Genomic DNA, 25,180 nt, shown 5'->3' with positions numbered 1-25,180 from the left:
TCGATGCCCGGTTTTGCTCGTTTGTCCGCATGGCTCAGAATTCCACGGTCACCTGCCCGGTGATCTCGCGGCCGTTGGGCATGTAGCTGGCGGGGGTGATGGTCATGTCATCGAACAGGTTTTTCGCGTTTACCTGAAAGAGCACGAAGAGCTTCCCGAAACGCCGGGGATAGCTGACGAAAGCGCCCCACAGGCTCTGGCGGGGGAGCCAGCGTGCGTCCTGCGCAAGCGCGCTGGTGGTCGCCGGATCGAAATACGTCATCAGGCGCCGGGGCGTGTAGGTGTGGCTCAGGCCGAATTTCAGGCTTTTCAACGGGCCGGACTGGATCTTGTAGGACGCGCCCACGCCCAAGGAGCGGGCGGGGGTGTTGGTGAAGCGGCCGCCCACGCGGTATTGGGGTTGCGTGGGGTCGTCGCGACCGGGATAGGTGGCGTAGGTTTTGTCGAGCCAGTCGATCTTCCCGTTCAAGGCCAGGCCGGGGGTGAAGAAGTTGTCGCCCTTGATGTCGATGGACATGCCATTGCCCTTGCTCGTCACGGGCACGTAATAGGCCGGCAGTTCGGCGAGGTCTTCCACCTCGTTGGCCAAGTTGGAGTTGTCCTCCCAAAGGGGGTTGCGCACCGCGGCGTTTTTCTCGGTGATCTTGAAGACAGCGACCTCGTATTGAAGCACGATGCCACCGGGGGCACGGAGGATGCCCTTCAGCCCGGCATCCACGCCCGTGGCGGTGCGATTGCCAAAGATTTCCCCAGTGAAGGGGTCCACCTGCATCTCGGGGTCGAAGGATTTGCCGTAGCTCACGTAAGCGATGAGCTTCTTGTCCCGGAGGACACTGTAGGAGACACCGGCGCTGTAGGACATGGCGCGGGTGTTGCCGGTGTTTTCGCGCCCCACTTTCACGATCTGGGCGGAGGCCGGGTTTTCCATGTCGATGGGAGTGCCCAGATCGATTTGCGGGTGAGCCGCCTGGGCGCGCGCGTGCTCGGCGACCACCCAGTCGTAGGGGATGCGGCGCTCGACCTCGGAGAAGTCCTGGCGAAGGGTGCCGATGAGGTAAACGCGGTCGTCGAAAAGCGAGACCTGATGGCTGAGGAGCGCGCCGTAGGTGAGGCGGTCCATGTCGTAAATATTGCTATACATGCGGGCGACGTCGTCGTAGGCGTTGCGCGGCGTCCAAGGGTAGGCGGCGGAGTCGTAGGGGGGAGTGAGCGAGTAGAGCGCCCCTGCGGTGATGGTGCGCCCGCCGGGCAGGGGAAGCACGGTGTCGAGGTGGAAGGGGTCGGGCGTGACATAGGCGCTCCAGATGTCGTTTGGCAACTGCGCCGCGCCAGGGTAGCCGAGCATGGTGGCGAGGGCCTCGCGCAGGGCGCTGTTCCTGCCGGTGGTGGCAGTGGGGTCGCCCCGCAGATACCATTGGCGGAAGGAGCTTTTTTCGCGGAAGTAGTCGAAGGTGAGCAGCGAGCTTTGCCGGACGGCGGTGCGCCAGTTCTTGGTAAAGTCGATCTGGAAGCCGTATTCCTTGTAGTCGTAGTCGAAGTGGAGCGCCTGCGTGCGACGACCGGGATAGGCGGGGGTGATGTTGTCATTTTGCGTCCATTTTCCGCTCTGGAGCCCCCAGTTTCCGTCGGAGTGGTCGCTGGAGGGGACGTAGGCGGAATTATAGCTGGCCTGCCAGTCGGGGTCCCAGATGGAGAGGGAGGAGAGGGTGTGCTGGAGGAAGTCGCGCGCTGAATAGCCGAAGTTTACGCGCATGGAGACATCGGGGGCGAAGCGGTGCTCGAGTTTCAGGTAAAAGGAGTCGTTCTCGCGCGTGGTGCGGCGCTCGGTGCCAGCGGCGTTGAAACTCGTGAGTCGGTCACGCACGGCGGTATTGTCATAATCGAAGAGGGCCACGCGGCGCCAATAGGGCGAGTGCTGCGCGTAGTCCGCGTTTAGCGGGTCGGCCAGAAACTGCTCGTAGAGCGGGTCGGCGGAGCGGTCGATGGTATAGCCGCCGACACTGGAATCGTTCATGAATTTCTTGGTGTGCTCAAACTCGGCGGTGAGCGCAGTGTCGGCGGTGAATTTGTAGATGACTGAACCGGAGAGGTTAAAGGTGCGGTCGAACCAGTAGTCAGTGTTGCGCTCCATGTCGTAATACTCGGCGTCGATGCGGTAGAAGAGCTTGCGGGGGATGAGCGGACCGGTCACGTAGGCGCTGGTGCGCTGGTTGGCGTAGGAGCCGTAGATGGCGGTGGCGGCGGTCTTGAACTTGGTCTGGGGTTGCTTGGAAAGCATGTTGACCACGCCGCCGGGCGAGGTGCGCCCGAAGAGAGCGGACTGTGGTCCACGGATGACCTCCGTCTGCCGGATGCTGTTGGATTCCGGCCTCTGGGTGCGACGGAAACCATTGCGAAAAACAGGCACGCCATAGCCGCGCAGGCTGTTGGAGGGAGTGCCGGTGGCGGGGTCGCCGGGCGTCATGCCGCCGATGTAGGCGGCCTGTTCCTCGAAGTCGAGGAGCTGGAAATCGTCGATAAAATCCTTGGAAAGCACCTGAATGGAAAAAGGCAGGTCGAGGATATCGGCCACCACGCGGGTGCCTGCAGTGGTGGTCGCGCCGATGTAAGACTCTTCCTTGGAGGTCTTGACGGTGAATTCCTCCAGCACGACGACGTCCTCGCCCTGATCGTCGGCCTGCGCCTGGGCCGAAGTTGCCGTGCCGGTGACGACGGCAGCCGGCGGCGGCGCGGGCGGCTCGTCGTCCGCGGGCTGCGCCACCGCCTGCCCGAAAAGGGCGACGCCTGCCACCAGCGGCAGCAAACCCGCCAAGGTCGTGCGAATAATATAATTCGGGTTTTTCATAATCGGTTTTATATTTAAATATCTTTATTCACCACAAAGGCGCAAAGAGCACAGAGGAGGAGATTTATTTATAATATAATTCTTTGCGTCCTGGCGGTGAATTCATTGGTTGGTTTTTATTTTCCTTAAAAGCGCCAGCCGGCGCCGAGGTTGATGCTATAGCCGTCGATCTTGCCGGCGTAATACCAAGCCAGATCAGCCCATAAATCGAAGCGGTCGCGGATGCGCACGGTCGCGCCGCCGTTCAGCGTGCCGTAGCCGCCGCCGAGCGAATTGTCATACTTTATAGTCTCACCGATGGTATATACCGTCATTTCGGTGTCGCCGCCAAACTCGCCGGCATACGCGGCGCGGGCGTAGGGGCGCACCTCCCAACCGTGCCGGGTGACGAGGCTCCGGCTGAGCATGAGGCTGCCGCGCAGCGAGCTGTATTCGATCGCGCGCACACGGTATTCGCGCGCGTAGTTGGTGCGGGGATCGTTGATGCCGGCCACGGGCACGCTATCCTTCGTGTTGTCCACATTGGAGCGGCTCCATTGGAACTGGACCTGCGGTTCCAGCAGCCAGCCGGAGCCCAGGTCGTAATAACGTCCGACATCAACGGAGATGCCCGCACCGCCGGTATCGGTGCCGAAGGTGGGTGTCTCGGGGATGTTCACGTCGTAGCGGCCATTGTTCAGGCGAATGAGGAGGTTGAAAAACCACTTGGACGGGCGATAGGTGATATAGGCGCCGAACCCGTCGGTATCCGATTTGGTGTCGGTGGCGTAGGGCATATCGGTATCGGACGTGATTTTTTCGACGAAAATGCCGAGGGCGAAAGAAAGGTTGGCATCGGTGTAGTCCACACCAGCCTGCCAGCCGTAGGTGTTGGCGGTGGCACCGGAGTAGATGGTGTCGGAGAACTTGTCGCGGCGGTAAATGCCGTTGGCCCAAAGATCGAAACCTTGGCGCCCCTTGTAGCCGTCGAGCAGTCCCATGGATTCGAGGCGTTGGGAGAGACCGCCGAAAGAAGCGTGATTGGCGAGCATGAGCGCGGCGTCAACGGCCACGAGCGCCGGAATCTCGGAGGCCAGGGAAATGCGCCAGTGGCTCGTGCCGGTGTCCGGCTCATAGACGAGCACGTAGTCCTTCACGCCATAGGTGAGGCGCCCGCTTTGGAGAAACTCGCCGCCACCACCGTCCACGCGCACGACGTTAAGCGGAAGCGAGTCGGCGAGGTTCGCGAGATTATCCGCGAAGGGATCGTTTGCGGTCTGGCGCGCAAAGGTCACGTAGGTCGTTCCGGCGGCGCTGCCGGTGATGTGGAAGGTGTCGGCCTCGATCACCCGGCCCTCCACGACGCGCCCAAGGCCGAGCGTGAGGTAGCCGGGCGCGGCGGCGGATGCGCCGCCGTGATAGTCGCCCTGGATGGTCAGCGTCTCGGAGGGCACGGTGCCGCCGGCACCGAGGCCGACGCGAATCATGCCCTGATTGCGAACCACCGCCGCCGTCAGCGTTCCCCCCTTGGGCAGGCTGAAAGTGCCGCGGTCGCCGATGTCAATGGACGCCACAGCCGAGAGCGTCAGGGGCATCCCGGTGCTAGTGAGCACGCCATCCTCCACGCGCAAGGCAGCGAGACCGGTGAAGGCTGCGGTGGAACCGATGTCAGCGGTGCCGTCGCCAGTTTTGGCAAACGTGCCGCCGACGATGGTGCCGGTGAATACGCCGGCGGGAAAATCGGATTCGTCAGCGTAGAGCGCCACGGTGCTGCTGTTGGTGATGACGCCGGCCAGCGTGTTGGCGCGGCCTTGGAGGACGCCGGCGGCGACGGTCTTCGCGCCGGTGTGGGCGCTGGTTCCGCTGCCGGGCAGGGTGAGGAAGAGCGTGCCTTCGCCCTCCTTCGTGAAGGCGCCGGCGCCCGAGAGGTCGAGCCACGAGGCGGTGCCGCTGTTTACGATGACCGTGCCGCTCTGACGCATCTCGATCTTGCGCTCGCTGGCGAATCCTCCGGCCACGAGCAGGTTGCCGCCGTTGAGGATGACATCGCGGGGGGCGACGATGGAGGCGTCGGTGTTGCCCAGATTGGTGTCGTGGCTGACGCTCAACACGCCGCTGTCCACCCGCGTGTAGCCCACGTAGTTGCTGCTGCCGCTGAGGGTGGCGGTGCCGCTTCCGGCATCGACGACCACAAAAACGCCGCGTCCGGTGCCCGAACCGCCGATCTGGAAGCCCACGTCGCCGTCGCGCAGCTTGATTTCGTCGCCATAGCCGATGACCCCGCCGGCACTGCCGGTAAAACTGAGATTGTTCCAGGTGATAAACGGCACGTCGCCGTAATCCCGCACGTCGGACAAGTCCAGCCAGCCGCCGGCAAGATCGAAAGAGTGGACGACCGTCGGTATTTCGCCGGAATCAATGTCGCGCAGGTAAACCAGGCCACCCGCGATGCGAGTCGCATGATGACCGAGCGCCGCGGTGCCGGAAAGCGTGAGCACGCCGCCGCCCGCCTTTACCAGCGTGCCGGGACCGCTGGTGGTCGCGGTGATGGTGACGGGCTTTCCTGCGATATTGTTTAATGTGACCAAACCGCCCGCACTGGAGCCGACGGTCATGGCTCCGGCCAGCACGCCGCCGCCATAGAGGAAAGAGCCATCCTCCATCCGGAGATCGGCCACTTGCAATTGCTCCTGCCCGGTGACTGCCGTGCCGATTCGCAGCGAGCCCCCCTGCCCCACCGTGACGGTGCCGGTGACCACGCCTTCCCCGCCAAACGCCCCGCCGGACAAGACGCGCACCGTGCCGCCGAGTCGTGTCTGCGCCAGCGCGTCATTGCGCAACAGCAACTCGCCGCCCGTGACCAGCATCGAGCCGTCATACGCGGAGTTGTCGGCCATGAGCTCCAACGCGCCGGAGCCGGTTTTCACAAACGTCCCACTGGCGCCGGAGGCAAAGGTGCCCGTGTAACGCACCGTGTGCCCGGCCGTGTCGAAGGCGCCGGACGCGCCCGTGCCGATCTTGATTTCCTCGGACAGCACCAGAAGCTCCGCCGCCGCGCGCAGGGTGCCGGAATCCAGCACGATGCCCGCGCCGTTGGTGCGCAGTTGCTCCGCCCTGGTAAACGACACCGCGCCGCCGGCGATTTCGATGCCGCCGTTGAACTGGTTGCCCGCGTTTTCAAACGCGAGCGTGCCGGCGCCGCTCTTGTATAATTTGCCTTGCGCACTCCCGGAAATATTGGGCGTCGCGGAACTCGCATCAGTTATGATCTCCGCGCCGCCCCGGAAAACATAATCCGCCGTTCCCGACACAACCAAGTCGGAAAGCGTCATGCGCCTGCCTGCGATGTTTATTGTGCGGTTGCCGGGATTGGCGGCATCGGCGGCGCCGTCAAAGATGATCTTGTCGCCGTCACCAAACCAATATGAGGAGCCGCTGGCGGCGATCTGCCAGTTGGCGGTGTTGATGTTCCACTCGCCATTCACCGCCCCCGTCCAGCGCATCACCTCGTTATCGGGGAGGTCTATTTTTATTAACAGGGTGCCGGAGTTCGCCAGCGACTCGTAGGTGATTCTCTGGCGCTCACCCAAGTCCTGGCCGGAATAGGTGATCTTCGCGCCGGTGAGAGTGGAAACATTACCGAAGTTATAGACGCCATTGGCCAGCCGGTCCAAGTCGATGGTAAGATTGGCCGAGGAACCGCCGACGATGGCCAGACCGCCCGCCGTGAGCGATGAGTTCACGCTGGAGGCCGGGTCGGCATTGCCGGACAGGATGTTGAAATTCAATTGCGCGCCCGCATGCAGGGTCAGCGTGGAGGAGACGGTCAATTGCTCCGCCACCATGGCGTCGGGCGTGCCGACTTGCAGCACGGAACCCGCCAGCGCCGTCACATTCCGGGCAGTGCCGTGGCCGCCGAATGTCGCGCTGGAGGACACCAGCACCGCGCCGCTGCCCAGATCGGCGTTTCCACCGAGGAGCAGGCGGCCCTCCCGCACCTCCGTGCCGCCCAGATGCCCGGCGTGGTTGGTATTATAAATCCACAAATCGCCCGAACCGGCCTTGGCGATTTTCGAGGTGGCCGCCGAGACCAATGTTCCCGTGAAGTCGAGCGAGTTTTCCCGTGTGTCGAACGTCGCCGTCTTGTCCGCCGCGATGGTCACATTGCCCGCGAGCGCGGTGTTTCCGTCGGCGCGCAACGCGGCATCGTTGATAAAATCGATTGCCTGCCCCATCCTGCCAAGCTGGCCGCCGTCGCCGAATGCGAGCGTGCCGGAACGGATCTCGATACCGCCCGCAAACGAATTGGCGTCGTTGGCAAACACGAGCGTGCCCTCGCCGGTCTTGACGAGCCTGCTGGTCACCGCGGCGGTCGAACCGCCGCCAAGGTAAACCAAGCCATCCGTGCCGCCGGTATGCCGGTCGGAATCGGTCAACGCGTCGGTGCCGGTGATGCCGCCGCCCGTGAAGGCGAGCGATTGCCCGGCGGCGGTTTCGACGGAGAGGTCGCCGACGGTCACGCCCGCCGCGTCGATGGCGATGGTGCCCGACGAAGCCGCGCCGAAGACCACGCTGTCGCCGTGCCGGAAGTAACGTTCGCCGGAAGACTCACCCCAGTTCCCGGCATGCGTGTCCCACGCGGCAGGCGCGCCGGTGTTGCTTCCCGCCCACGCCACACGGAGATTGCGCACGCCGGGGGAGACCGCGAAGGAGGAACCGGAGTGTCCGATTCCGAGAATCGGGTCATAGCGATTGGTGATGGCAGCGCCGTTGACGGAGGAGACGGAGAAATTCGCGAGATTCAGGCCGGAGAGGTCGCCGCCAAACATGAGGAAATAGGTCTGTTGAGTCCCTACATTGTCGAGATTGATGGTGGTGTTCCCGGAATTTGATATGCTCCCGCTCACCCTGATCTGATCATAGAAGACTCCCCCTATGGCTCCGTCATAATCGCGCAAGTCAAAGGACAATCGTCCGTCGGCCAGCGAAAGATTGCCGCTGATGCTGCCACTTCCGGCGAGCAACTGCCCGGCGGAGCGGACAAGATTGCCGGCGTAAGTGGCATTGGCGAAGCGCACGGCGGAGGCGGCGTTGATATTGCCGGAAAGGACACCCTGATTGATGGCGATGGTGCCTGTGAAGGCTGAGGCGCTGTTATTAAGCATGAGCTCGCGGCTTCCCTGTTTGATCAAGGTGCCGGCACCAGTGATGCTTCCCTGCATCGAAACATCGCCAACGGAAGTCGTCAATGTGACGCCACCTGAGATGTCCATCGCATTGGCAAAATCCATACCGGTACCGAAGATCACCCCGGTATTCGTGCCACTGACGCTGACCGTGCCGGTGCCGAGGGCGTTGGCGTCTCGAATGACAAGGAGCCCGCCTTCCAACCGAGTGCCGCCGGCATAATCACCCGCGCGCCTTATCTCCAATGTCCCGTCGCCTGTTTTAAGCAACCCACCAGAGCCGGTAAGCAAGCTACTTCCACTGATGATAATAGTTGAACTCGCCAATATCTCAGCAGTCACCCAATCACCAGCAGAGGTGCCAAGCACGATGCTATTAATTGGACTCCCCTCTTCATTTATAGCAGCCATAATATAACCGTTCCCGGTAAATTTGGAACTATTGGCCATCATCAGTGTGCCAGTTGCGGCAAAAAGTGAGTCAGTAGGGGCCGCCATGTCATTAAGTCCGACTTGGAGAACACCACCACTCTCCACTGAGACATTGCGAGCGATGCCGATGCCGCCGAAGGTGCCGCCAGTCTTGACCGTGACGGTATTTGTCCCAGTGAGGCGCGCGGAGGTGCCGCCAAGGAGGACGCCTCCGGCGTGGACGGCCAGCGTGCCGCTGAAGTTGGTGCTGGCACCGTGGAGGACGAGCGTGCCGCCGCCACTGCCGCCGGCGGAACCGGAGTTCACATTGATGGTGGCATTTGTGTTATTGCTGGTGAAGGTGTCGTGGGCGGAGTTGGCGGTGCTGCCGATCGTGAGGGTGGCACCGGGAGCGATGTCGATGTTGGCGATGGCGGCACCGCTCATGTAGAGGAAACCGCCCTTGGCGGCGGAGGGGGCGGAGTTGGTGACGCCGGTGGCGGCGTAATTGCCCTCGTAGGCGAGGTCGCGGGTGGCGATGAGGTTGAGCCTGCCTGCGTTCATATAAATGGCGCCGCCATTGCCGGTGGTGAAGTTGTTGGTGAAGACGGAGTCCTGGAGGGTGACGGTGACGCCGCCTGCGCCGTTCACGTAGATGGCACCGCCGCCGAGTCCGTCACGGGCGCGGTTTCCGTAAAAGAGCGTATTCTCGATATAGGCCTGCTGGGCGCCGCCGTTCTCTCCCAGCGCGATAGCGCCGCCTGCGCCGCCTGCGGCGATGGAACTGCGGGCGGCGGTGTTGTGGTAGAAGAAGGAATTATAGATGGAGATGCGGGTAGCGCCGGCAGCGGAGGAGCCGATGGCACCGCCCAGCCCGCTGATGGCCCAGTTGCCGGTGCCGCGGTCGTCGGTGGAGACGGCGTTCACAGCCGGGGTCCAGCCTGCGCTGAAAAAATCCACCGGGTCGGGTCGCGCGAGGGCGCCGAAGGTGGAATCATAAATTTCGAGCGTGCCGGAGCTGATCATGTAAATGGCGCCGCCATGGCCGCCGCCGATACTGCCGGTGCTCAGTCGCGGGCCGCGCTCCGCGACGTTGCGGTAGAACTCGGCATTGCGGAGGGTGAGGGAGGCGCCGGCGCTGATATTGATGGCGCCGCCGTGCTCGCCGATGGTGCGGTTGCCGGCGTTGGCGCGGTTCAGGTCGCCGAAGCGGACGTTGGTGAGGGAGGCACTGGCGGTGTTGACCAAGGTAATCGCACCGCCACGCCACGCCTGGTTGCCGGTGAAGACGGTCTTGCCCGTGCCGCCGTCCACGGGGCCGATGATGAGCATGGTGTTGCGCCCGTCCACCTTGAGCGCACCGCCGTCCTCCGACGCGATCAGCCCGGCCCCCTCGTAAGTGTAGGTGACGCCATCATGGACGTTGATGATGGTGGTGCCGGTCACGTTGGCATGGGCGCTCTCAAAGCGGTTCCGGTCCACGTCAATCACCGTCTGTCCCATGGCCGCACCGCCGAGAGCCAGCATCAGGGGCAGCCATGAAAAAGCCGCCTTGGCTGCAAGAAAGTCATTTTTGAGAGTTTGCATAATACAAATAAGGGGACTGGTTTCGGGGATCTCTATAATATATGATATTTATTTACATTCACAACCAAGCGACCGCGCAATCTGCCGTGTTTTAGATAGAACCGGGGCTTATATCACTGGCTGCGAGATCGCCGCCGGCGGGATTGACGACGAATGACAAATTGGGCACCCACGGGCAGGCGTTCCGTGCATGAGACAATGCAAGGGCAAAGGCCTGAAAGAATCTGGCGAAGGGGGAAAACATGAACGGGGAAACATTCAGGGTCGTAGGATGAGGACAGGCTGCATCCCAAAAGAAGCCACCTCTCCTCGCAAGAATCCCGTTGGTTTACCGTTGACCTGTCTTTAGGAAAACCGCGTGCCATGCCATTTGCGACCAGAACGGCCTTTGGGTAGGGCGAGGCGTCCCGCCGAGCCGCAAGCCGCCAACGGCTCGGCGGGACGCCTCGCCCTACCATTTTCAGTTTTCCGGACTCAATTCCAGCACCGCCAGGCCGTAGGCGGGAATGTCCACGGGCCACGCGGCTTGCCCGGCGGGGAGTTCCTCCGCCTGGCCTGCGCCGGCGCGCAGGGCGGCGGATTTCCATGTCTTCGCATCGAGGCCGGTGAACGCGGAGGGCGGCGCCTTCACGGTAGTTTTCACGGCGCGCGGGCTGTTGTTCAACAGGATGACGTGGGTGCGCGCGCCGCCGGTGTCGCGGGCGACGACGTAATCGACCTCCGGCATCCCGGTGTCGATCTCGCCCCAGGCGAGGTTGACGGGCCGCCCGTAAAGCCTGCCCGGCGCGAAACCGAAGCAGGCGTGCGGGCCGACTTTGGGCGTGATGAAGCCGCGCGGAAATGTGATGCCCCCGGCGGAACGCAATTCGATTTCGGAGACGAGATAATCGGTGATCCAGCCAAACTGCCACCACGCGTGATGCGGGAAGGAGCCGGGGCCCGCGTTCAAGTGCAGCCAGTAGTAGGACGCCACCTGGGTGTCGGGATGGAGAAACGCATCGCGGGCCAGCGCGGCGGCGCGGGCGAGGTCGCGGAAAAGCGGCTCGCCCGTGATTTGCGCCATGCGAACATAGAGCCCCGCATAACTTGCCAGGAGAATGGGGCCGCTTCCGCTGGCCGTGCCGATGCTGCCGCCGTGCTCGAAGGCCAAGCCGGTCGGGTTGACCTGCCAGTCGAAGAGCGCGCGCTTTTTGCCGGTTTTCTTTTGGTTGGTGGCCAGCGGCTGGGTGAAAATTTCCGTCACATACTGGCGGGCGCATTCGATGGCGGCTTCGCGATAACGGACGTCGGCGGTGAGGTCGAAGAGGTCGAGAAAGGCTTGCGCGCTTTGCACGGTGGCGAAATCGGGCGCGAAGCGGGCGTCGCCGCAGACGCCGATGAAACGCGCGGGCTTGACCCCGTTTTCAATAAACCAGTCCGCGCCGCGGCGGGCGGCGTCGAGATACTTTTGGTCACCGAGGATGCGATGGGCGACGACCAGACCGTAGAACGTTGCGCGAACGTCGGGCAGTTCGGTAAAGAGCTCCTTTTGCGTGGCGTGGTCGTAGGCGACAGCCCAGCTTCCGTCCCGACGCTGCCACTGGAGAAGCCGTTCGGCGCCGAGGCGGAGGCGCTCGCGCAGCTCGTTGTCGCCCGGTTCGAAGAGGAGGATGTTTCCGAGATCGAGCATCGTGTAGTAGGTGATGGCGATGGGCTCGACGTAATCACCCCACTCCTCGACGAAGCGGCGGGATTTCGCCAGGTAATACTGGCCGATGGCCGCGCCCTGGAAAAAGCCGGGGGCGGCCTGTTGCTGCACGAACTTGAAGTTGCGCGCGAAGGGCAGGCGGTCGCGGGTGAGGCGCGGGTCGCCGGTGAGCCGTGCGAGCATCCACATCGCGCCGTAGTCGGAGTTTTTCATGGCGTCGTAGTCGCCGGGCTTCTTGGGATCGCGCTCGGCGCCGACGACGCCGCCGTTGTAGGCCTGCGCGCCGATGGTCAGTCCGCCGAACTGCTCGGTGTGCCAGAGGGAAGTGGCGTCGTCGGTGACGTAGCGGTGCAGCGAGTGGAGCCTCTGGCTGAGGGAGCGGGCGGGTTTCTTGAGCGCGAGAAAATCGTCGAGCCGGTATATGTCGTAGGCGGCGTGCCTGATGGCGGCGAACCAGTCGTCGTTGCGCAGTGAATAGCGGAAGGAGAACACCAGCGTTTCGCCGGCTTCGAGCCGCGAGTCCCGGCTGCCGAGGAGCGCGCGGTAGAGCGTGGGCGAGAGCTGGCCCGCACGGTTCATGTGCGAGAGGCCGATGCGCCAGAGCTCGCGCGCCGGGCCGTCCTTCGGCCAGGGATCGACCACGCCGGGCTCGGCGATGACCGCGAGCGTGGCGCCGGCCTTGTTGGTGATGATGGAGGCGAGCGTGGAGGCCGCGCCTTCATTCGCGATGACCGGACGGTCGGGCAGGCCGTGGCCGTAGGCGAACGCAAGGGGAAAGTCGGGATTGAAGGTGTTGCCCTTGAAATAACCCGGCACGACGGCCCACTTCAAATCGCCGGGCGAAACGGTGGCGAGCGTCGGCGTGGGGAGCGAAAACCAGCCGGCCTTGCGGGCGGTGAGCGTCAGGGTGACGCGCACGTCGCCGGGAAACGATGGATCGAGGCTCCAGCACGCCGAAAGGTCGGCGACATCGGTCCGGTGGCGGAACACCCACGCGCCGTCAGCGGATTTTTCGGCGTCGGACGGGAAAAAGGAACGCTCCTCGCCGGCGAGGTTCAAGGCGGCGGGGACGGTGGCCTTGGCCCAGCGCGGCACGGGATATTTGTAGATGGGTTCTGGAAAAACGTCAGTGCGCCCGGAGAGCGAAAACGGGGCGGGCGTCTTGTCCGGCTCGGTCGCGGAATAGAGGATGGTGTAACGGCCCGAGGGCGCGCCGGCAGGAACGGCGTTGCCGGAAGCATCGAGCGCATCGGCGGCGACGAGACGCCAGCCGTCGGCGGCCTGTTGCCATTGCAGACGGACGGCGGTGTTGGACAGCGCAGGCACGGGCGCGCTGCGCGCGCAGTTAAGAATTAAGAATGAAAAATGGATAATGAGGAGACGGCGGAGGGTGCGCATGAGGGAAGGGAAAGAGTTTTTAATTCTGTTCAGTCTGTCCAAAATATTGGTTCGGTTTTTAATCTCACACAAAGGCACGAAGGCACAAAGAGCCGGGAAGTGTGCCATTATATGATTCATTCCTTTGTGCCTTCGTGCCTTTGTGTGAGATTAATGGTTGTTTTTCATGGTTCATGGAAATTGCAGTCGCGCACGAGCAGACCGGGGGCGTCCTCGGCGTAAAAGGCCGGGCGCGGCTCGCCCTCGGCTGGTTCGACGACGACATCGTGCAGGCGGACATTGCGCGCATGGCGGACATAGAGTCCGTAGGCGGGCAGACGGCCCCACATCGTGGGCCCGGGAAACGCGGCTTCCTTTTCGGCGAGCGCCTTTCCCACGTCCGCCTTTGTCCCGGCGCTGGCGAGCTGAATGCGGATGTTGGAGAACGTGATGTTTTCCACGAGATGACCGGGAATGCCCATGATGGATTGTCCAAAATTTCCCGCGCCGGTGGCCCGGATGTTCTGAAACATCACGTTGCGCAGACTGCCGACGCCGGGCACGGGCGCGCCCTCGGTGTGGGGTCGCGCGCGGTTGCCGAGGCGAATGGAGAGCGGGGCGAGCGTTTTTTCTATGCTGATGTTGCTGACGAGCACGCCGTCCATCACTCCGCCGTCCACGATTTGGAGGGCGATCGCGCCGCCACCCAAGGCGTGCCCGAAAAACTTCAGATCCGATTTTGTGGGTTTGATGACGCAATTCGAGATGGCGATGTTGCGGAAACCGCCGGTGGATTCGGTGCCGGCCTTGATGGCGACGCAGCGGCTGCTCAGCACGCAGTTGGTGATCGTGATGTTTTCGCAGGGCGCGGGGCCGGTGCTCTTGAGCGTGATGCCGTCGTCGTCGGTGTCACTGATGCAATCGCTTACCGTGACCTCGCGGCAGCCGTCGATGTCGAGCATATCGTTGTTTTTGTTGCAGTGGTTCCAAACGTCGAGGCCGCGGATTTGCACGCGCTCGCAATTGAGAAAATGCGCCATCCAGGCGGCGGAGTTTTGCAGGCGGAGGTTTTCGACGCGGACGCGCTTGCAGGATATGAAGAGGAGGATGCGCGGGCGTCCGTCCTTGTCGTGGCCGCCATAGGCAAACTCGCCGCCTTGTCCGTCGATGGTGCCGAGGCCTGTCACCGAAACATCCTCCTGACCGAGCGCGTAGATGAGCGAACGGAAGCCGTTCACGTCGTGCAGCGAGCGGTAGGCGGAGGGCGGCTGGACGGGATAATCGGCGTCGCGGTCGGTGCTGCCGAGGAGCACCGCCCCGGATTCGAGATGGAGGTTCACGCGGCTGCGCAAAAACAGCGTGCCGGCAAGGAAGCGGCCCGGCGGGATGACGACGCGACCGCCGCCGCCGGCGTGGCAAAGGTCGATGGCCCGCTGGATGGCGGCGGTGTCGAGGGTGACGCCGTCGCCGACGGCACCGGTCGCGGTGACGGAGACGAAGGGGGAAGCGGGCGGGGCGGGTTGCGTGGCGGCGCGAGCGGGGAAAATTGCAAACGCCAAAGCCCCCATCCCCAAAAGAATTCCGAATTTCAAAACGGCGGCGGGCATGGGCGCAAAGGGGTCAGGGGATGAGTTCGCGATAGGCTTCCAGCCGGACCGGGCCGAGCAGGCCGGCGGGGTGCAGCGGGGAATCGGCGTCGTAGTGTTTCCACGTGCTGAAGGTGTGGCGTGGATTTTTCGCGCCGCCCTCGGGATTGCTGATCCACGCCGGAAGCTCCAGCAGGCGTCCGTCGGTAAACTTGCTGGTGCCTTCCGGCTGGTAGCCGTAATCGACCGGAATGCGCTCGTCGCCGATGAGGCGGTTGACCCAGGTGTTCGTCACGCGGATTTCGAGGGCATTGTCGCCGGCGCGGAGAAAATCCGTGAGGTCGGCGCGGCGCGGCGGCGTCCACAGCGTGGCGACAATACGCCCGTTGACGCGCACCTCGGCGATGTCGGCCACCTGCCCCAAGTCGAGGATGAGGCGGCGCGCGCCCGCGGCGAAGTCCGCCGGCAGCTTCAAAGTTTTGCGGTAGATGCCCGTGCCCGAATAGTGCCGGATGGCGTCGTCGTCGTGCTCGTTCCACGGGACGAGTTTTTCGAGGACAATGGAGTCCGGCGTGCCGAGGGTTTTGTTGGCAAACTCGAGCGTCCACGGGCCTTCCAATGCGGATTGCGGAATGCGGAATGCCGATTGGCCGGCGGCGGGCTGGTAGTAGCGGGCATTCAGGAAAATGGTGCCGGGCAGGAGGGCGGTAGGGCCTGACCTTGTGTCAGGCCGCGAATTTTCTCCATCCGTCATTCGCGGCGCGACGCAAGGTCGCGCCCTACAAAGCGGCGCACCCGCCGGGAAAACGACGAAGACGGAGGCGTTGGTCTCGAGGGAAAGCGGAACGCGTGTGACCGCCCCCTGCGTCTCAAAAAACGGCGCGGGGGCGCGCTTCCCGGAGAGGGCGTCCCAAAGTTCGGGGCGGCGTCCGGCAACGCGGAAATCGACCGGCGCGGCGAAGGTGGTGTCGGTGTAGTTGAAAACAAAATACACATCGTCGCCCGCCGCGGTGCGGCGGTGAAGAAAACCCAGCCCGGACTCGCCGTCGCCCGCGAGCGCCTCCGCCCCCGGCCACGCGAGGTCGCGGATGATGCCGTGCGCCTTGAGCGCCTCGCCGACGGGCGCGCGGGAGACGAAGCCGGCGCCGATTTGTTTTTCGGGATTTTTCCCCGCCGACAAACCGCGCCAGAGTTCGGCGACGAGCGCGTCGAAGTCTTGCTGTCGCCGAAGGTCGGCGAGACCGGCGGGGCACTCGGGCGGGTTGCCGACCAGCAGCACGCCCGAGCGGACGGCGTCGCGCAGCCAGCGCAGCGTGGCGGCTTCCGCCGCCCAGGGAAACGCCGGCGTCACCACGACGCGCCAGCGCGGGCCGTGAGGAAGGGAGATGACGCCGTTTTCGACGCGCATGGCCGGGAGGCTGGCGGGATAGGCGAAGTCGAAGTCGTAGCCGGCGGGCAGGCGCTTGAGTTCGGTCGCGGGGAAGGCGTGGCCGAGGTCCTCGTTTTGCAGCAGCAGCAGGTCGGCGTGGCGCCAGCCCTGTTGCAGCAGGAATTGCGAGCGCGCGATGTAGTCCGTCCAGGCGCGCAGGTGCGGCCACCAGGTGTTGAGGCGGTTGAAGCGCGTGCCGTAGCGCCCGAGGGTGAAGCCCGGCGCGGACTCGCGGGGCTGGTGCGCGTAAGTGTGGAGGATGAAGCGATTGATGCCGCTGGCGAAGGCATGGTCGCCGGGGCGCTTGAGCGCGGGCAGCGAGGCACCCCAGCCGTCCTCCTCGGGACGGGCGCTGAGCGACTCGGCGGCGACGACGGGCTTGTCGAGGAGGTTGGCGGCGGAGGCGGCGAACTTGAGCCGCGAGGGGAAGCGCGAATGCAGCCAGAATTCGCCCATGAGAACGTCGATTTTCGGCCCGTTGACCGCCGCGATGAGCGGCCCGCCGTAGGACTCGCAATAGAGTTTCATCCCGTGCGCGTGCGCGAGGCGCTGCATGACGCCGATGTAGTTTTCTTTAAAACCATGGTTGACGGTGGCGCGAAAGTCATGGAGCACGCAGTCGGCGAACGCCTGCGATTCGATGACGCGCCCCGTGACGAGGGGCAGCAGCGGCACGAAGTCGTAGCCGTGCAGGGCGCGAAACTGCTCCGGGAAGCGGTCCGTCCAATTCTGGAAGCCAGCCTCGAAGCTGTCGAAGAGCAACCCGGTGAGGGTTTTCCCGGCGAACGGCCCGGCGTCGCGGATGATGCGCCCGACGGATTGCTCGAACTGGAAGGCGACGGCATCCGCGTCGAGCTTGTCGATTTCCAGCCCGTGTCCCTCGGGCACCGCCGGGTGGTTTTTCGCCCCGGTGGAGGTGAAGCCGAAACGCAGAATCGTCCAGCGCCCGGGCGGCAGTTTGGCAGAGAGGCTGCCGTCGGTCTTCATGAAGGCGGTGAGATCGTGAATGTCGTCGCGCGACAGGACGGCGGCGACACCGGGAGCGCGGACATGGCAGGCTTCTCGCTTCGCTCGGAACTTGTCCTCGCTCCTTTGGGCGGCGGCGCGCGGGACCGGGGACGCATTCATGCGGATGCGGTTGGGCTGGAGCTCGGGGATGGCCGCGTCATGCGTCAGGGAAAGCTCGGCGATGGAAAAGGCGGCGGGTTGTTTTGGCGCCTTGGTCGTGGAAAGGCTGACGCGGAAAAAGCGCGCCGTGACCGGCTTGAAACCCACGGTGATCTGCGCTTCCCCGGCATCCGGCGCGGCCTCGAATTGGAATTCCTTCACGACGGTGAAAGTCGTTCCGTCGTCGGAGGCGCGCAGGGCGCCGCGTCCCTTGAAGGGCATTTCGAGGCCGTTCAGTTGCAGGGCGAGGCGCGAGGCGGCCGCGGGGGCGCGCAAGGCGAAGGTGAGGACATGCGAGGGCTGCGCGGGAAAGGCGGCCGCGGTGGCCGGGTCTCCGTCAATCGCGGCGTCGAGGCGGACGCCCGAGGTGGATTTCGCGGAGACGATGTTCGCGGCGTCGAGGACAGGCCGGGCGCCGTCGGCAGGAACCGCGAGCACGGCGATGTCGCGGTAAAAGTTCTCCTTCGCCTCCGGCTGCGGCAGCCGGACAGCGACGGCGACACTTGGCACTTGAGACTTGCCACTCGTAACTTCGGCGCCAGCGACGACGACGCCTGTTTCGGTCCAGACGAGCTTTTTCATGGAGCGCTCCGGCGTCACCCAGGGGCCGCCGCTGGCGGACCATCCGGGGGTGTTCATGAGCGAGACATCCAAGTCGAGCCTGGCGGCTTCGCGGATGGCGAACTGGACGTGATCGTGCCAGTTGTCGGTGCCGTAGCGCACGGGGCCGGACGGCAGGTAGATGCCCGCGTCGAAGAGCTGCACGCCGGCAATGCCGGCTTCCTTCATCGCGGTGAGGTCTGCGGTGATGCCGGCCTTGGTGACGTTGCCCGCAATCCAGTGCCACCACGTGAGGGGGCGGGCGGTGGCGGGCGGCTGGTCGAAGCCGGATTCGAGCGGCGTGGGGGAGGAAAAGACCGGGGGCTGAAAGCTGATGACCGAAAAAAGCCAGCAAAACGCGAGCGTCGCGGGACGGAGGATGTGCGGAGGGGACATGAAGGGAAAAGAGGGGGACGGCAATGACTTCAATGCGTTGCGGCGGGGCGGCGCGCAAACCGGATGTCAGTCAACGGTTGAACGCAAGGGCGCCGGATTATACCATTTGCGAATGAGATTTATCCTTTTGGAGGGCCGAGCTCCTGCGAGGCCGTCGCGGAAAAACGTGGCGGTTAACCGCGACGGCCTCGCAGGAGCTCGGCCCTCCAAAAAACAGAGGTCGCTAAAGTCTAAAAATGGCTCCGAATTGGTATTGCGGATTTTCGATGAGAATGCCGCTTCGGCCGGAACGATTGGGCACCGCCGGCCTTCGCTGCGCGGTGGTCACGGGGCGACAGTCGCGGTGTAGTTGCCTTCCGGATACTCGCGCCCGGCGACGACGGCGGTGGTGTTTGGCGGGACGGTGAAGGCGGTTCGGATTTCGTTTCCGGCGCGACGATGGCGGCCCTCGATTTTGCCGCCCGGCACGGGAACGGCAAAGGCGAGGTCGTCCATGCCCTCGGGAAGCTGCGGGGAGATTTCGAAACGCGCAAAGGCCGGCGCAAGGGCGCGCACGCCGGCAAAACCCTCGAAAAACAGGAGCAGCGGTCCCGCGCCCCAGGCGTGCGAGGCGCTGTGCGCGTGGACGCGTCCGGAGGGGGTCGGATAAAACACTTTCCAGTACTCCCAGGTGGTGCCGAGACCGGCGTCGAGGATGGGCTGGTAGCGCTCGCGGACGAGCTGCCATGCGAGCCCGACGCGCCGATGGCGCAGGAGAGCGCGAATGACAACGGGCATCGAAAACGGACTGCTGATAATGGTGCCGGGCGCGCCGAAGTGCGCGAGGATGCGCGGCGCGCGCGCGGCGGCGAGGGCGGGACTGGGAGCGCGGGCATTCCTGCCCGCGATTTCGCGGACAAGAATGTCCGCGCTCCTATGAGTGTCGCCGGCACCGGCGTCGAGGTGAAGGAGCGCGAGGGCGTTGGTGGGCTCGGAAATGCTGTCGCTGAGCTTTCCATCGACCTTGCAGTCGGGATAAGCGCCGCGGGCATCGTCCCAGAGGTGCCTGGCGATGGCGTCGGCGAGCGCGGCGGCGCGGGTGTCGAAGGATTCGCGGGCCGCGGCGTCGCCGAGCGCGGCGGCGAGGCGCGAGGCGGCGTGGAGCGATTCGAGAAAGAGAAGGTTCAGCGCGGTGAGGATGCCGCCACGGTTGATGTCGAGGCCGGGTTTTTCGGGATAACCGCCGAGGTCGATGTAGCTCCAGAACGGAACATTTTCGAGCAGGCCGTCCTTGTTCTCGTAGCGCGTGAACCAGCGCAGCGCCATGATGATGTTGGGCCAGAATTCGGCGGCGGGCGCGAGGTCGCCGGTGAATTGATAAAAGTCCTCGAAGGAGGTGACCCACGCGAGGCAGTAGGCGGGAATCGCCGACCAGTTTTCGTGCCCGTCGGGATAACGGGATTTGGTGAGTCCCTCGGCGTCCTGGGAGCAGGCGATCTGCGCGAGCAGCCGGCGGTGGAGGCGCGGGTCGCCGCTCAGATAGTAATTGTAAACGGCCTGCCAGCGTCCGTCGCCCATCCATTGCTGCTGCTCGCGGCTGGGCGAGTCGATGAAGCCGTCCTGCATGCAGCCGCGCAACGTGTGCGCGCAAACGGCGTGGAGCCTCCGCTGGAAATCAGCGTCACCTTCGTCGGCGGCGGGGAGACCGGGGGCGCGGACATGGCAGGCTTCTCGCTTCGCTCGGAACTTGTCCGCGAAATCGCGGGCAGGAATGCCCGCGCTCCTTTGAGCAACGATGAGGGCATGGCCGTATTGATTGACTGGATACATGCGCGCGCGCATTTCGGCGCGGTGGAGCCGGAGCGGGCCGCCGGGGTTGCGGATGATGAGCTGCGCGTAGCGGAAGCCCTTCCAGGCGAAGGCGACTTCGAGGTCGTTGCGGCCCTCCTTGAGGATGAATGCGTCGAGCGGACGCTGGGCGGGCGGGTGGAAGAGCGCGACGCGGCCTTCGTAGAGGTCCTCGGCGTAGGCGATGTCGATGCGCGTGCCGGCGGGCGCGGTGACGGCAAGCCGGAGATAGCCGGGCGTGACGCGGGCGAAGTCGAGGGTGACAATGGTGACGCGATCCGGGGGAGATTTCGGAATGGTGAGATTTTTGATTCTCGATTCTCGATTTTCGATTGGGGAGCTGCCGCTCCATTTCGCGGTCAGCGTCACTTCCGGCGCGGCAGCGCCATCAATCGAAAATCGAGAATCGAAAATCGAAAATTCCAGCGGCGTCTTGATTTCGTCGAGTTCGAGGCGGGCGCGTTGCGGGAAAAAGGGTTCGTCGTCGTGCGCGGCGACCGTGAGCGGGGCGGAGACGCGGGAGACGGGGAGCGTGGTTTCCTCCAGCATGGGAATGTCGCGCGGAAGGAGCCGGTTGTAGGGAATCTGGTCGTTGCCGATGGCGCGGGCCTTGGCGGCGGGCCAGGCGGAGTCGTCAAAGCCTGGCTCCGTCCAGCGGTCCGGCTCGCGGCGGGCGTCGAAAATTTCGATGGCGCCCTGGCAGCCGTTCACGCGCGGGGCGTCTCGGTCGAAGGACTCGCTGAGAAACGTTTTCCAGGAGGCGTCGGTGCGGTGCGCGCGGGTTTTGCCGGCGGCGTCGGTGATGTCGATCTCGGCGGCTAGGCACGGGACGCGGGGCAGGTGCTGGCCGGTGTTGTAACCGTAATAGAGCACCTGCACGGCGATGAGATTTTCACCGGCGCGAAGGTGCCCGGCGAGGTCGATGACATCGTAGGACTGCCAGCGCGGGTCGCTGCGGGCGGGGCCGCGCGCGATGTAGTCGCCGTTGACGAAGAGGCGGTAGCGTGCGTCGGCAAAGATGCGGAGTCCGGCGGCGGCGGGCGCGGCGGAAAGGGCGATGGTTTTGCGGAAATAACACCACTCGTTGCGCGGCGTGTCGAAGTAGGCGCGGTTATCGGGGAACCAGATGAGCGCGGTGCGCGAACTCCAGCGGCGCACATAGGCGGAGCCGGACGGAGCGGAGAAGAGCGCGGGCGAACCCGGCGCGGATGGAGACGGCGCATCGCAGGCGGGCCGGGAAGCGCCATCGGCGGAGACGACGGCGGCGGCTTTCGCAGAAGAGGAAAACAGGGCGGCACCTGTCGCGCAGAGCGCGGAATCGCGGAGAAATCGGCGGCGTTTCATGTCTTTTCTGTTTCCTTTTTCAGGAGGTTTGGCGCACGGACGGGTGACAAAACACGGCGGGGAGACGCATGACGGGGAGCGATGGGGTTATTTCTCGGTGCCGAGGCGGAGCGGAGTCTCGGTGGTTTTTATGAAATCGGTGACGGTTTGGCGCCAGCTTTCGAGGGTCGGATGCCAGCTTTTGCTCCAGGTGGCGCCGATATACCAGGTGGCGGACCACGTGGCGGTGCCGGCATCGGCGGGCACGGGGATGGCAGGGAGAAGCCAGTGTCCCTCGACGGGTTTCATCGCGGTGTCGGCGGGGAACCAGACGGCGAGGCCGGTGGCGTCGTTCTCCCCCTTGTTGGGCTGCCAGTCGGCGAGCCAGTTTTCGTCAGAGGCGGCGGGTTGCGCGGCGGTGTCGGGGGTGTCGGCGAGGGCGGGCTTTGGGGCGTGTTTTTTGCGTCCGGGCCAGTCGTTGCGGGCGAGGGCGGGGGCGATTTCGAACGAGGCACCGACGGGGGTGACGGCGATGGTGGAATCGAGCCGGGTGAAGTGGGAGCCGGCGTCGAGGGTGAAGCGGCGGGTTTCGGTGAAGGTGATGGTGGCGGCACCGGCGGCGGGGATGGTGACGGGGGGATAAGTGAGTTCGAAGGTGGCGCGGATGGGGCCGTCGGCGATGGGGCGGTGGGTGGCGTAGTTGCCGGGGGAGTGCCAAGGGGCGCCGGCGCCGGCGGCGCGGAAGGCGGGGGCGCCGAGTCCGCGGCTTTGTCCGACGGCGTAGGGGTCGTAGCCCTTGCCGTGGTCGCGGTGGTAGTCGCCGCGTTTGTAGAAGTCGTCCATCACGAGGGCGGGGGTGGATTTGACGAAAACGTCAATGCCGTTGGTGTCGGTGCCCTCTTTTTTCACGAGCGCCGGTCCATAGACGCGGTGGGCGACGCGGTCGTTTTCCCAAATGTAGTCGTCATGGCGGTCGGGCGCGAAGCGGGCGTGGGCGAGCGGGACGGGTTGCGGGCCCTGAAAGCCGGCGGGCTTGCGGACAAGGATGAAGCGGCGGGTGTCGTTGGGCGGAATGGTGGCTTGGAAGAGAAGCGCGGGGCCGGCGTCGGTTTGCCAGGTTTGCGTGTCGCGGAGGAGCGGGGTGAGCGCGTCGAAGACGAGGATGTCGGCGGGATTGTCGGTGCCGGTGAGTTCGCGGAGCCGGGCGGCGGAGACCTCGACGGTGCTCCAGCGGCGGTGGATGCCGGTGGGGTTTTGCACGGAGAGGATGCCGTGGGGATTTTGTTCGAGCAGGAGCGCCTTGTAGATTTCGGCGCCGGCAAGGAGGAAGGCGCCGGGGCCATAGACGTCGGTGTCGTCCTCGGTGATTTTGCGCGGGTCGGCACCGATGGGCTGGCAGGAGCCGACTTTGCCCTCCGGGGTGACGTGGGAGAGGAGGCCGCGCCAGGCCTTGAGGGTGGCGGGCCAGTAGGCGGCGCGGTCGAGGAGGCCGGCGTTCACGCCCCAGGCGAAGGCGTAGGCGGCGAAGCCGGTGGAACTGGTTTCGGGCGCGGGATAACTGGCGGGATCGAGGAGGCTGGCGCGCCAGAGACCGTCGGCGCCCTGGAGGGCGAGGAATCTTCCGCACATGTCGCGGAAAAGCTGCTCGTAACGCGGACGGTCGGGATAGGCGGCGGGCATGGACTGGAGGATGCGGGCAAGGCCGCCAAGCACCCAGCCGTTGCCGCGCCCCCAGAAGACTTTCTGGCCGTTGGCCTCGCGTTTTTCAAAGTAGCGGGAGTCGCGGTAGTAGAGGTGCTCGTCCTTGTCGTAGAGGTAGGCGGTGGTGTGCCACCAGCGGTCGTTCATGTAGTCGAGGTAACGGATGTCGCCGGTATATTCGTAGAGGCGGGCGAGACTCGGAGGGGCCATGAAAAGCGCGTCGCACCAGGACCATTTTTCGAGAAACTGGCGGCTTTTGGTGGAGATGTCGTGGGCAAGGGCGTCGGGGTTCTTCGGCGGGTTGGCGAGGAGGAAATCGAAAAATTCCTGCGTGGGACCGACGGCGGCGGAGTCGTGGGCGCGGAGGGCGTATTCGAGGTAGCACTGGCCGATGGCGTGGTCGTCGGCGTGGTAGCGGGTGCCGCGAAAGGGAAGCCGCCAGTTTTCCTCGCGCCCGAGTTTGGCGAAAGTGTCGAGGTAGTCGGCGGAGCGCGGTGAGAGGCCCGCAAGGGCGAGGTGGCCGGCGTAGTAGGCGGCAAAAGTCCAGTCGAGGCGCGTGGGGTGGGCCTTGGCGATGCGGGGCATGGAGGCGGGGTCGCCGGTGTATTTGTCGGCGGTGGGCGGCATGTTGTCGAGTTGCCAGTCGGCAACGCGGTGCATGTGGGCGAGGACGCCGGCGGGGGCGAGTGCTTCGCCACCGAAGGCAGGATTCACCGCGGAGGCGCAGAGGATACAGAGGAGGGGGAGGAGGGTCTTCATGGAATTAAGGATTAAAAATATGAGAGCCACACGGCGAGGCCGCGCGCGAGATGGTTTTCAGTTTTTTTGAGCGGCAGGAAGGTTGTCGCCGGAGATTTTTTTATCCTTGGGAAAGGGCTGGCCGGACCAGGCTTTTTGCGCCGTCCAGGGTTCGGCGGGGCTGGTCCAGAAGGTGTGCGCGGCCGGAAGGCCGAGGGGGAGGAAGACGACGGAGGTGAGGTAAAGGCTGCCGTTGTTGGTATAAATATCGGACATGCCGGGCTGGTGGCCGACGAAGCCGAGGCGGAGGAAGCCGTCGGGGGTGAAGTTGTCCGGGTGAGCGAACATGCGCCGCATGACGGCGGTGATGGCGGCGCGCACCTGTCCCTCGGGAAGCGAGGCGGGGAGTTGCTCCTTCCAGGCCAGAAGCGAGAGGGGCTGGAAGACGGCGAGGCGGTAAGTGAGGGAGCGCCCGAAGGGAGGGATGGAGCCCTCGGGAGAAACCAGTCGCTCGAGGATTTCGGCGTGGCGGCGCATGCGGGCCTGGACGGCGGCGAGATTGGCGGCGGCGTTGGGAAAGCCGACATTGGCGAGTCGGGCTTTTTTCGCGACGAGCACCTCGAGGACCTCGAGATACATGGGCTGGATGACGAAGCTGTTGTAGTAATCGAAGGCGAAGTGCGGGCCGTCGGAATACCAGCCGTCGCCGACATACCATTCCTCGATTTTGGCGAGCCCCATGCGGATGCGGAAGAAGTCGTGGGGGGCGTCAATGGAGAGGAGGAAGGCCTCGATGGTGGAGGAAAACAACATCCAGTTGCTGTAGCCGGGCGTGACACGGCGCATCTGGGTGAACTCCTCGATGTAGCGCTGCTTGGTGACGGCATCGAGCGGTTCCCAGAGCGCCGCCGGAGCGCGGAGAAAACTGGAGGCGAGGAAGGCGGCGTCAACGAGCGGCTGGGTGCCGCTGCGCCAGAGAAGGTAGTCGGGGGAATCGGGGTTGACGGCGTGGGCGCAGGCCTTGAGCGCCCACTGGCGGAGTTGTTTGCGGCGGACGCCCTCGGGGGTGTCGTCATCGGGAAGGGCGAGCCAGGGGGCGATGCCCATCATGAGACGTCCGAAAGTCTCCATGTAGGCGACGCGCCGGTCGCGCCCGTCCCAGGTAGGGCTGAGCTCGAGAGGCATGTTCTGGACGAGTTTGCCCTCGGCCATGTTGCGCAGGACGGGCTCGGCGATTTTATAGGCGAGATCGGCCCATGCCTGGCGGTCATTGGTCTGCGCGGCGAGCACCGGGATAAAAGGCAGGAGGAGGCAGAGGAGGGCGGATTTGCATTTCATGGA

Annotated in this window: 8 protein-coding genes; all 8 read right to left on the bottom strand. The window is 64.5% G+C overall.

Translation table 11 applies throughout. From position 1 onward, the window contains the following. Positions 1–34: 34 nt before the first annotated feature. The 8 genes from OH491_RS25595 to OH491_RS25560 all read right to left on the bottom strand — a co-directional run bounded on the left by OH491_RS25595 (position 35) and on the right by OH491_RS25560 (position 25,177). A complete protein-coding gene (locus OH491_RS25595; protein WP_068768418.1) occupies positions 35–2,845 on the bottom strand; it encodes a TonB-dependent siderophore receptor in 2,811 nt (936 codons plus the stop codon). A gap of 125 nt (positions 2,846–2,970) precedes the next feature. Then, entirely contained in the window at positions 2,971–10,008 is a 7,038-nt protein-coding gene (locus OH491_RS25590; RefSeq protein ID WP_068768419.1) for an autotransporter-associated beta strand repeat-containing protein, read from the bottom strand. Positions 10,009–10,468: 460 nt separating this feature from the next. Then, positions 10,469–13,093, bottom strand: a complete 2,625-nt coding sequence (locus OH491_RS25585; protein ID WP_084441775.1) for a glycerophosphoryl diester phosphodiesterase — start codon at positions 13,091–13,093, stop codon at positions 10,469–10,471. 164 nt (positions 13,094–13,257) lie between these two features. After that, on the bottom strand, positions 13,258–14,679 hold the full coding sequence (locus tag OH491_RS25580) for a glycoside hydrolase family 28 protein (protein WP_068768420.1): 1,422 nt from the start codon (positions 14,677–14,679) through the stop codon (positions 13,258–13,260). A gap of 13 nt (positions 14,680–14,692) precedes the next feature. Further along, positions 14,693–18,250 carry a glycosyl hydrolase gene (locus OH491_RS25575; RefSeq protein WP_342750757.1) on the bottom strand — a complete coding sequence of 1,186 codons (3,558 nt, stop codon included), beginning with the start codon at positions 18,248–18,250 and terminating at the stop codon, positions 14,693–14,695. 324 nt (positions 18,251–18,574) lie between these two features. After that, on the bottom strand, positions 18,575–21,421 hold the full coding sequence (locus OH491_RS25570; protein ID WP_068768422.1) for a family 78 glycoside hydrolase catalytic domain: 2,847 nt from the start codon (positions 21,419–21,421) through the stop codon (positions 18,575–18,577). Between the two features lie 87 nt (positions 21,422–21,508). Beyond that, entirely contained in the window at positions 21,509–23,860 is a 2,352-nt protein-coding gene (locus OH491_RS25565; RefSeq protein WP_068768423.1) for a glycoside hydrolase family 88 protein, read from the bottom strand. A gap of 57 nt (positions 23,861–23,917) precedes the next feature. Then, positions 23,918–25,177 carry a DUF2264 domain-containing protein gene (locus OH491_RS25560; RefSeq protein WP_068768424.1) on the bottom strand — a complete coding sequence of 420 codons (1,260 nt, stop codon included), beginning with the start codon at positions 25,175–25,177 and terminating at the stop codon, positions 23,918–23,920. Positions 25,178–25,180 lie beyond the last annotated feature (3 nt).

This window comes from Termitidicoccus mucosus (genome assembly GCF_038725785.1).
Taxonomy (GTDB): domain Bacteria; phylum Verrucomicrobiota; class Verrucomicrobiia; order Opitutales; family Opitutaceae; genus Termitidicoccus; species Termitidicoccus mucosus.
The sequence above is the reverse complement of the archived record's forward strand: the minus strand, read 5'-3'. Positions and strand labels throughout refer to the sequence as shown.

What these genes read in the sequence shown, in the direction of transcription:
- OH491_RS25595 (WP_068768418.1), bottom strand. Translation starts at nt 2,845, where the DNA reads ATGAAAAACCCGAATTATATTATTCGCACGACCTTGGCGGGTTTGCTG.
- OH491_RS25590 (WP_068768419.1), bottom strand. Translation starts at nt 10,008, where the DNA reads ATGCAAACTCTCAAAAATGACTTTCTTGCAGCCAAGGCGGCTTTTTCA.
- OH491_RS25585 (WP_084441775.1), bottom strand. Translation starts at nt 13,093, where the DNA reads ATGCGCACCCTCCGCCGTCTCCTCATTATCCATTTTTCATTCTTAATT.
- OH491_RS25580 (WP_068768420.1), bottom strand. Translation starts at nt 14,679, where the DNA reads ATGCCCGCCGCCGTTTTGAAATTCGGAATTCTTTTGGGGATGGGGGCT.
- OH491_RS25575 (WP_342750757.1), bottom strand. Translation starts at nt 18,250, where the DNA reads ATGTCCCCTCCGCACATCCTCCGTCCCGCGACGCTCGCGTTTTGCTGG.
- OH491_RS25570 (WP_068768422.1), bottom strand. Translation starts at nt 21,421, where the DNA reads ATGAAACGCCGCCGATTTCTCCGCGATTCCGCGCTCTGCGCGACAGGT.
- OH491_RS25565 (WP_068768423.1), bottom strand. Translation starts at nt 23,860, where the DNA reads ATGAAGACCCTCCTCCCCCTCCTCTGTATCCTCTGCGCCTCCGCGGTG.
- OH491_RS25560 (WP_068768424.1), bottom strand. Translation starts at nt 25,177, where the DNA reads ATGAAATGCAAATCCGCCCTCCTCTGCCTCCTCCTGCCTTTTATCCCG.